At 38.0% G+C, this 7,658-nt stretch carries 5 protein-coding genes and 1 tRNA gene; 2 read left to right on the forward strand and 4 right to left on the reverse strand.

Features of this window, described 5'->3' with window-relative positions; translation table 11 throughout:
• Positions 1 to 911: 911 nt before the first annotated feature.
• Positions 912 to 1,478, reverse strand: coding sequence for a disulfide bond formation protein B (locus PVV69_RS07780; RefSeq protein ID WP_273721288.1), 567 nt, complete (start codon positions 1,476 to 1,478; stop codon positions 912 to 914).
• 18 nt (positions 1,479 to 1,496) lie between these two features.
• Positions 1,497 to 2,099 carry a YqaA family protein gene (locus PVV69_RS07785; protein ID WP_273757066.1) on the reverse strand — a complete coding sequence of 201 codons (603 nt, stop codon included), beginning with the start codon at positions 2,097 to 2,099 and terminating at the stop codon, positions 1,497 to 1,499.
• A 239-nt stretch (positions 2,100 to 2,338) separates the two neighbouring features.
• Between PVV69_RS07785 and PVV69_RS07790 the strand changes: the two genes are divergently transcribed.
• Positions 2,339 to 2,423: transfer RNA gene (locus PVV69_RS07790), tRNA-Leu, on the forward strand.
• A 2,363-nt stretch (positions 2,424 to 4,786) separates the two neighbouring features.
• Here the strand turns inward: PVV69_RS07790 and PVV69_RS07795 are convergent.
• Positions 4,787 to 5,668 (reverse strand): outer membrane protein, encoded by an 882-nt coding sequence (locus PVV69_RS07795; RefSeq protein WP_273721291.1) that lies wholly within the window; start codon positions 5,666 to 5,668, stop codon positions 4,787 to 4,789.
• A 983-nt stretch (positions 5,669 to 6,651) separates the two neighbouring features.
• Between PVV69_RS07795 and PVV69_RS07800 the strand changes: the two genes are divergently transcribed.
• The gene (locus tag PVV69_RS07800) at positions 6,652 to 6,846 is read left to right on the forward strand and encodes a hypothetical protein (protein ID WP_273757067.1); all 195 of its coding nucleotides are present in this window, start codon (positions 6,652 to 6,654) and stop codon (positions 6,844 to 6,846) included.
• A gap of 196 nt (positions 6,847 to 7,042) precedes the next feature.
• Here PVV69_RS07800 and PVV69_RS07805 read toward each other — a convergent pair whose 3' ends face one another.
• A complete protein-coding gene (locus tag PVV69_RS07805) occupies positions 7,043 to 7,438 on the reverse strand; it encodes a hypothetical protein (RefSeq protein ID WP_273757068.1) in 396 nt (131 codons plus the stop codon).
• Positions 7,439 to 7,658: the final 220 nt, after the last annotated feature.

Genomic DNA, 7,658 nt, shown 5'->3' on the forward strand with positions numbered 1-7,658 from the left:
GAAACTGGCGACACTTTTTGCCGCAATATAAAAGCAAGCATATGAACAGGCTGGCAACCACATTTCAACTGGAAAATGAGAGAAAACGCATAGGGATTTTAGAACAAGAAGGAGGGTGGATGCTATTCAATTGGTTAAAGAGCTGAGTTTTACCTGTTGTTCTGCTTATTGCATTGAAACGACAACTGGCAGTTGAGAGGCAGGCATGCTGGTGTTGGGGAGGGGAGTACTCTTTATACTGCTCTGAAAAAGACTAATGGGAGCATTTTTCTCTGTTTTAAGAGTTGTTGTTCTTGTCATGGTTGCTCTTGTAAAATGGAGCAACCTTTGCTCTTAAGCCGTTTGCAAAGAGATAGCTTGAGAGGCGAAGAGATGATTTGAGAGCTCAAAATTTATCTGCAAAAGCTTTGATCTATAATGGTTGGGGTCATGCATTGAAGCTGAGGCAGTAGACGATATTGATATCCTTTGGGGAGGGCGACGTGGTTTTGCGTTGACTTCTGCTGTATTCCAAGCACATGTTAAGCTCTGGAGAGTTTTTTCTAGCAGAGGAATAGATGGAAGCTACCTGACCAGCAAGTAGATGCTTGCTGTGGTGATGGGTTATGAAGAAGCAGGGTGATAAGCTAGGCTTTTGCATGTGGTGCTTTGATGGCATATCTCTTGAGTAAGGAGGATGGGTCATAGGAGGTGTTCTGATCTGCAGTTATGGTTGATCATTTTTGTTTATTGGCGGTTTTTGTCAAAATATATCAGTAAAGAAGATGTGAAATCATAAAATGCTCTTTTTCTCTTTTTAGGTTGAGAGAGGAGAAGGAGTGGGGATGCCAGGACTAGTGGTATGGCAAGGTTTATGGAGGTCTGTTGTGCTTTAGAGGGGGGTGGAGAGCATGCTCCATGCTCTTTGGTTGTTATTTTTTAGAACTCAGCAGACCTTTTGAAGCAATATAAAAACTAGCAAGCATGTAAAGGAGGCTGGCAACCACATTCCAGCCGGCAAATGAGAGAAAAAGAAAGCGCATGGGGGCTTCAGAACAAGAAGGCGGGTGGATGGTGTTTAATTGGTTAAAAAGCTGTGAGACGTCTGTTGTTCTTCTCATGGCACTTAAACCACAGCTGGGGGGAGCTGGCCAAAAACCATATTCAACACCCGCATGGTACACTGCTAAGACAAGGCTGATGGTCATTAAGACAAAAACACACAAAAATAAAAGTTGTACCCAAGAAGAAATGCGAAAAAACCACGCTCCAAAACCTGCTAAAAGCAAAAATGGCAGTGCACTGTAATAAGGAAAACGCTCAATAAGGCATAAATCACAAGGAAGATAGCCTCCAATATATTCAAAACCAAGGGCGAGACCTATCGTGCTTGAGAGGCAAAAAGCAAGAAAAAAAGCCCATAAACTTTGCTCTTTGCGGCTTGGTTCAAGGTGAAGGTGCTTGTGCAAGATAGATTGAGAAGAAAAAATGCTGGACATGGAGCAGGTTCCTTAAAGTCAAAGCTGCTTGTTCACAAAAGCTATGAAAATTCCATAAGCAATTAGGACACTAACACAACCAATCAAGACAATCCATTTGAAATGACGGGAAAGAAAATTCATGGCTTGTTGGCCAAAACGCTGAATAAGCCAAGCAAGAAGATAAAAACGAGCACCCCTAGCAAAAATACAGGTGAGAATGAAAAGCCCAATATGCACACCCATAACACCTGCTAAAATCGTGACAATCTTGATAGGAGGAAGATGAAAAAAACCTGATGTGATCAGTAAAATCACCAGAAATTGCAGCGTTGCATGGTTTTTTAGGGCTTCAAAACTTTCAACTTTACCATAAAATTCTAAGATCGGTTTGGCAAGCGCGTCATAGGCAAAATGCCCAATAAACCAACCAGCAATGCCTCCCAAAACAGAACACATCGTAGCAATAAAGGCATAGCGATAAACCCGCTTGGGATGAACAAGAGCCATCGGTATATATAAAACATCTACCGGAATTGGAAAAACAGAACTTTCAATAAAGGCAATGAAACCAAGCCAATGGGGCGCTGTGCCCCGATTTGCTAAAGAAATCGTCCAAAGCTTTAATCTGTTTAATATCATCAGGGATTTCATAAGCCTAATAGGTAAAGACTTTACAAATTATGCGCCATGAAGATGGTCAAACAAATATTTTTAAAATTCACGTGTTAAAAAAATTCTCTTCAGAAAAATATTCTTTATAACTTATCAAACAAAAATTATACGGATTCTGCAAAAACAAAAAATCTGCTGTTGACGAATCTGTTCTTCTTCATATAGTGCAGAAGGATAATGAACAGATCTGTTCTTTATAACAGCGTGCGGGTGTGGTGGAACTGGTAGACGCGCCAGACTCAAAATCTGGTTCCGAGAGGAGTGTCGGTTCGAGTCCGACCACCCGCACCACTTTATAGATTAGATACTTTATAAATTCTGTATCACTTGATATCGTTGTTTATCTTATTTTATTGATAAGGCATTGTTTTTTTCATATCTGATAAATGCGTTAAAAACGCTATTCAAAAGGTGCTTTTAAAAGTGATGAGGAAGACAAAAACGCAGGATAGATTTTATCCGTTTTAATTGTAAAAAATTTTGCCTTTAGGAAAATTGCTGATGGAGCTGGATTCTGGCTTATCAAAACCACACCACTTTATAGGCATTGCCCCTTATTTCCAGTGTATGATTTATCGGTTTTTAAAATCTTATCATCATCCTATAAAATATTGCCTCTTCAGGACAGGGCTATACATTCTATTCATAGAGGTAAGTACAATGTTCTATCGCTTTGGGTTCTGTCCCATTGGCTCATTTTTGTTTGTTGGTTTTTTCTTTTGAAGCACATTAAATCCGAAAATGATAATTGTTGAAGGACTCATCTGCTGTGCTAGCAAAATATGCTCTATGCCTCTAAAATATCCGATGAGTACAATTACTCTCTATGCTGCTTGTTTGGTGGAAAAGATGCATGGGGAATTCAAAACAGCATTTGTCCAGTGATTTTGTGAAGGGATAGCATCTAAAATATTGCCTCTTTAGGACAGGGCTATACGCTCTATTCATAGAGGTAAGTACAATGTTCTGTCGCTCTGGGTTCTGTCGCTCTGGGTTCTGTCGCTCTGGGTTCTGTCGCTCTGGGTTCTGTCGCTCTGGGTTCTGTCGCTCTGGGTTCTGTCCCATTGGCTCATTTTTGTTTGTTGGTTTTTTCTTTTGAAGCACATTAAATCCGAAAAATGATAATTGTTGAAAGACTCATCTGCTGCTGTGCTAGCAAAATATGCTCTATGCCTCTAAAATATCCGATGAGCACAATTACTCTTTCTATGTTGCTTGTGATTTTGTGAAGGGATAGCATCAATGGCGGGCAAGGGGGCTTGTGGCATGTCATTGGGGGTGGCGCTTTTCTTGCCCAAAATGCCGCAAAACAGCACCGTGTTGTGAATTCCTATGCCTATTGTCCAGGAACATGAAGCTATTTTCGATGGTGTTTGTGGATGGAGATAAATCCTTCCGTGCTTAGAAGGTTATCGGGCATCACTTTTGCTATTCATTTATGAAGTGGTATCAGTCTATGAGATTTACTCACTCCCAATGCTGTCAAAAATCTTGGCATGGGGAGGGTGTGTTTGGGAACATTTATGAAGTGGTATTTTTATTCTGTGCTGTTATCTATATGCTAAATCTGCTTATAAGACTGAATGGTTTTGATTGCTTTCATATAACAGGAGTGCAAATGAGAATAGCTTACTGTGTTAGAGTTTCTTATACAGAGTGTAAAATGATGAATTATTCTTATAAAGCAATATGTTGGTTTGTGGCGAGAGCAATCTTATTATCGTTTTGTGAGAGCTTCGTTTTCCAAGCAAGAAGAAAAAATCTCGAAATGAGCAATCTGCCGTCTCATTTATTGTCTCATGTAAGGTTACTGTTAGAGTCTCGGTGCAAGCCTTGATTGATGCAAAGCTATGGAAACAGGGATTTAAAAAAATCAGAGTAATAAGCAAATTTGGTCATTTTGTTTATTGTTTTGGTGATTTTGCTCAAAACTATCCCAGTAAAGAGCAGAAATAACGCCTCATCCATGTATAATGGCTGAAATTCTTTCTTATTCAATGGATCATTTGATGCCAAAAGTTATTATGTAAATGGATTTTTAAAAACAATAATATGCTTTTTTTAATATATTGTGTTTCTTATAAAGAACAGATTGGTAAAAATTTTTTTACAAAATACAGCGTTCTCATAAAATCATAAAAATTTGCTTGATTTGACTCCTTAAGGGGGCATGAGTACGTTCCTCACGCAAAATAGAACGCTCTTGCGTTGCATATTCACCCGCTTGTTAAAAAAACTCTCTTAATGCTCTTAAGCCCATTTCACATCAGCGCTCGTGAATGATGGTATAGTTAAAGCCATTGTATACCAACATCTTTACACTTATGAAGGAGCAAGTTTGTCATCATACTCTTTGTCAGTGCCCAATTTTGCCATAGCTCTTGGCACTTGAGAGTGTTTAGGAAGAGGAGCTTTAGTTCTTTTTTGTACAATCTTTATTCACATCCTCCTTCTACTTATAATGTGTGAGCAAGTGATTGTGATTGATTGAACATGGGAGAGATTGAAAGGGTAGGATTCTACGATATTGGGATCTCTTATTCAATATGGATAACGCTCTATGAGTCTTATAAATCAATGTGTTAACTCATGTCTCGTTGATAAAAATAAAAACCCTGCTTTTGGCAGGGTTTTTGAATTTAATGTGTAATAAATTAAAATTTATAAGCAACACCAATGCGGAAATCATTTGTGTTGTAGCCAATTTCAAGCTTATCTTCTCCAAATTTCTTTTTACCAAAATCTGAATAGCGATATTCTGTACGCAGAATAATATTATTGGTTAAGGCAAAATCAAGACCACCACCAACTGTATAACCAATCATTGTTTTTGTTTCATCGAGCACATTGCCAGAGGCAAAGACAAACGCGTCTTCTTGGGATTTTGACAAAAGTGATAGGATATATTGCATCTGTGCATAGGCAATACCGCCAGAGACATAGGGCATAACGCGATCAGAAGCAAAACCAATACGCACGCGCGTAGCACCAGCCCATTTCTCTTTCAAAGTGACACTGCTTACAACAAGATCACCAATATTGGGTATTGTTTCGTCTTGAGCTGCAGGCTTTACAATGCGAATATTAGCTTCTTCAAAAACTTCGTTAATGGAATCAAGTTCATCATCATCTAGAATCTTTCTTTCTTCACCCGTTCTGGTGTCCTTTTTACCAGACCACATGAAGTCTGTATCAACTCCGAGCACAAAGTTGTTGCCAAGATCAATATTAGAACCTAAATACCCCCCTCCCATAAATTCTGATGGTTTAGGTGATAATTTTTTATCAATCCAAGACCATTTTCCAGTCGTCGCATCTTCAGAGTAATTTAAGACACTTTTGCTGGAAAAACCACCAAACTGACCTCCAACATATAAGCCTGTCCAAGAATAAGCTGGAGCAACAATAACCGCTGGAACATTCGATTTTATAATATTTGATTTTATTTCTGGAAGAGTTACGGTATCAGCAGCTTGAACTGTAGAAGTTGCCATTAAAGCGGCTAGAGATATCGATATTAAATGTTTTTTTTTCATAAAAACCCCTAGTTTATTTCAAGATGAAAGATATGATATACACATAATAAATACAAAAATCCATATATGCACGAAAATAAAATACTATACAAGTTTTATAGATGCAAACAGTTTAAAATTTCCTTAAGCTTATTTGTGAACGAGTGGATAGCAATCAATGCGTTACGTTTTATCGAGCATTGTGCTAAATTCTGTGCTGAACGTTTTGCTCGCTTTAAAGAACGCTCTTGACTATACCATGAGTGCCTCTCTTATTCCTTGGATAACAGTTTGATTTATAATGATCATTCATCGTTTTGTATATTGAATGAGAATTTCCAATATACAAAGCTTCTCTCCTTTCAAATCTCTCATGTTAAAACAATTTGAATGAATCAGAATCATTTGTTTTCACGTCATAAGAAGGATTGGTGTGTAGATAAAAACATTCATCAAAGGCGTAAATGCTTCTTATGAAAGCTCTTAAGTGCCAAGGGTTGCTAAAGCATTGGGAATTGGTAAATATTATGAACTAGTTTACCATTTTAATTAAGTGTAAAGATTGATAAGGCTTAATAGATTTTATCATTTTCACGGGAAGATTGATACTTTTCCACAGGTACTCCATCCACAGATACTATTAAAATGGCTTTATGTTGCGTGAAAACAGGCATGGGAATTCAGAGCACAGTGCTGTTTTGGGGCATGAGAAGCATACCACCATAACATGCTTCCATGAAAGGAAACCCTGCTTGCCATTGATGCCATCACCTCACAAGATCATAGGACAAATCCTTTTTTGAAGTTCCCATGCAACTTTTTCATCAAACAAGCAACATAGAGAGATAAAATGTAAAGGCTATCGTAGTATTGAGCGCTGATAAAGAGTATAAAGAATATAATGATCAGCGGGTTCCGTCATAAGTGTAAAGATTACGGTGCTCCATGGATTTTACATTATACCCATTTATAGGCGCTGTGGAAAATGGGCTTGGGAGCATGAAATGGGCTTGGATACCTTAAGAGATGTTTTTTTAACAAGTATACGAATTGGCAACACATGGTATTTTTACAATGGCGTTTTTTGGTGTGAGGGACGTGATCTCCTTCGAGAAGGTGAGAGGCAAAAGTGTGAGACAATAAGCAATCTCGATGATTTAAAAGGGATTGCTTGGAGAGATACTGTTTTAAATGTGTAAAGACATTTTCCATCGCCTCCATGAGGTGGACAAAATAAAGGATTCATAAAAAGAGGAAAAACGATATTTTTTGCCACCATAGATTGAAGGTACAACCTCGGTGAATGGGCATTGTTGGCTAAATATGCAAACTGGTTTGTTCAATCCCCAATACTTTCCCATTGTTTATTGTTTTTTGATGAACCGGCAAGAGGGGTTATCTCTTATAAGTACGTATATAATAATGTGTTGCTCCAGCCAAATCATAAGCAAAAACAGACATGATCCCTTTATCCATTGGCGTTATTCTATAAGTCACATTGACAGCTGTGTTTTGCTGTTTTTGGGGTTGACTTGTAGAGATCACATCATATCCATTTCGTTGCAACAGATTGATAAATAAAGGAGTAAAGTTGTCTTCTGTGCTCTTTCTTTTTACAATGAGTGTTGTGGTCGCTGGTGGTAAAGAATTTTTGAGAGTGCGCGCAAAATCGTTGGCAATTAATTGTGCATCACCCTTTGTAACATTCCGATCAACATAATTTGATAAATTGCTTACAGATGCGCAACCTGCCGTTAAGACAAGAGGCAACAACAAAAAATATTTTAACATCTTAACTCCCCCCCAATGAACTGTTATTCTCTTGTAAAGTCTCTTACACGAGAAGAAAAAGCAGCTTTGATCATAATCATATTAACAACATCGCGCTCTTCAAGCAAGTGGTTGTTCATCAATGCTTTGAAAACCACTGTTTCATATGTGCAAAGATATTATCTATCGCATCCATAAGGCGAGCAAAATCAAGGATAAGCAAAAAAAGAAAAAATACTAT

The organism is Bartonella sp. MM73XJBT (assembly GCF_028618465.1).
Lineage (GTDB): Bacteria > Pseudomonadota > Alphaproteobacteria > Rhizobiales > Rhizobiaceae > Bartonella.

Coding starts and splice junctions, on each gene's coding strand:
- PVV69_RS07785 (WP_273757066.1), bottom strand. CDS start 2,099: ATGATATTAAACAGATTAAAGCTTTGGACGATTTCTTTAGCAAATCGG.
- PVV69_RS07800 (WP_273757067.1), top strand. CDS start 6,652: ATGGGCTTGGATACCTTAAGAGATGTTTTTTTAACAAGTATACGAATT.
- PVV69_RS07795 (WP_273721291.1), bottom strand. CDS start 5,668: ATGAAAAAAAAACATTTAATATCGATATCTCTAGCCGCTTTAATGGCA.
- PVV69_RS07805 (WP_273757068.1), bottom strand. CDS start 7,438: ATGTTAAAATATTTTTTGTTGTTGCCTCTTGTCTTAACGGCAGGTTGC.
- PVV69_RS07780 (WP_273721288.1), bottom strand. CDS start 1,478: ATGTCCAGCATTTTTTCTTCTCAATCTATCTTGCACAAGCACCTTCAC.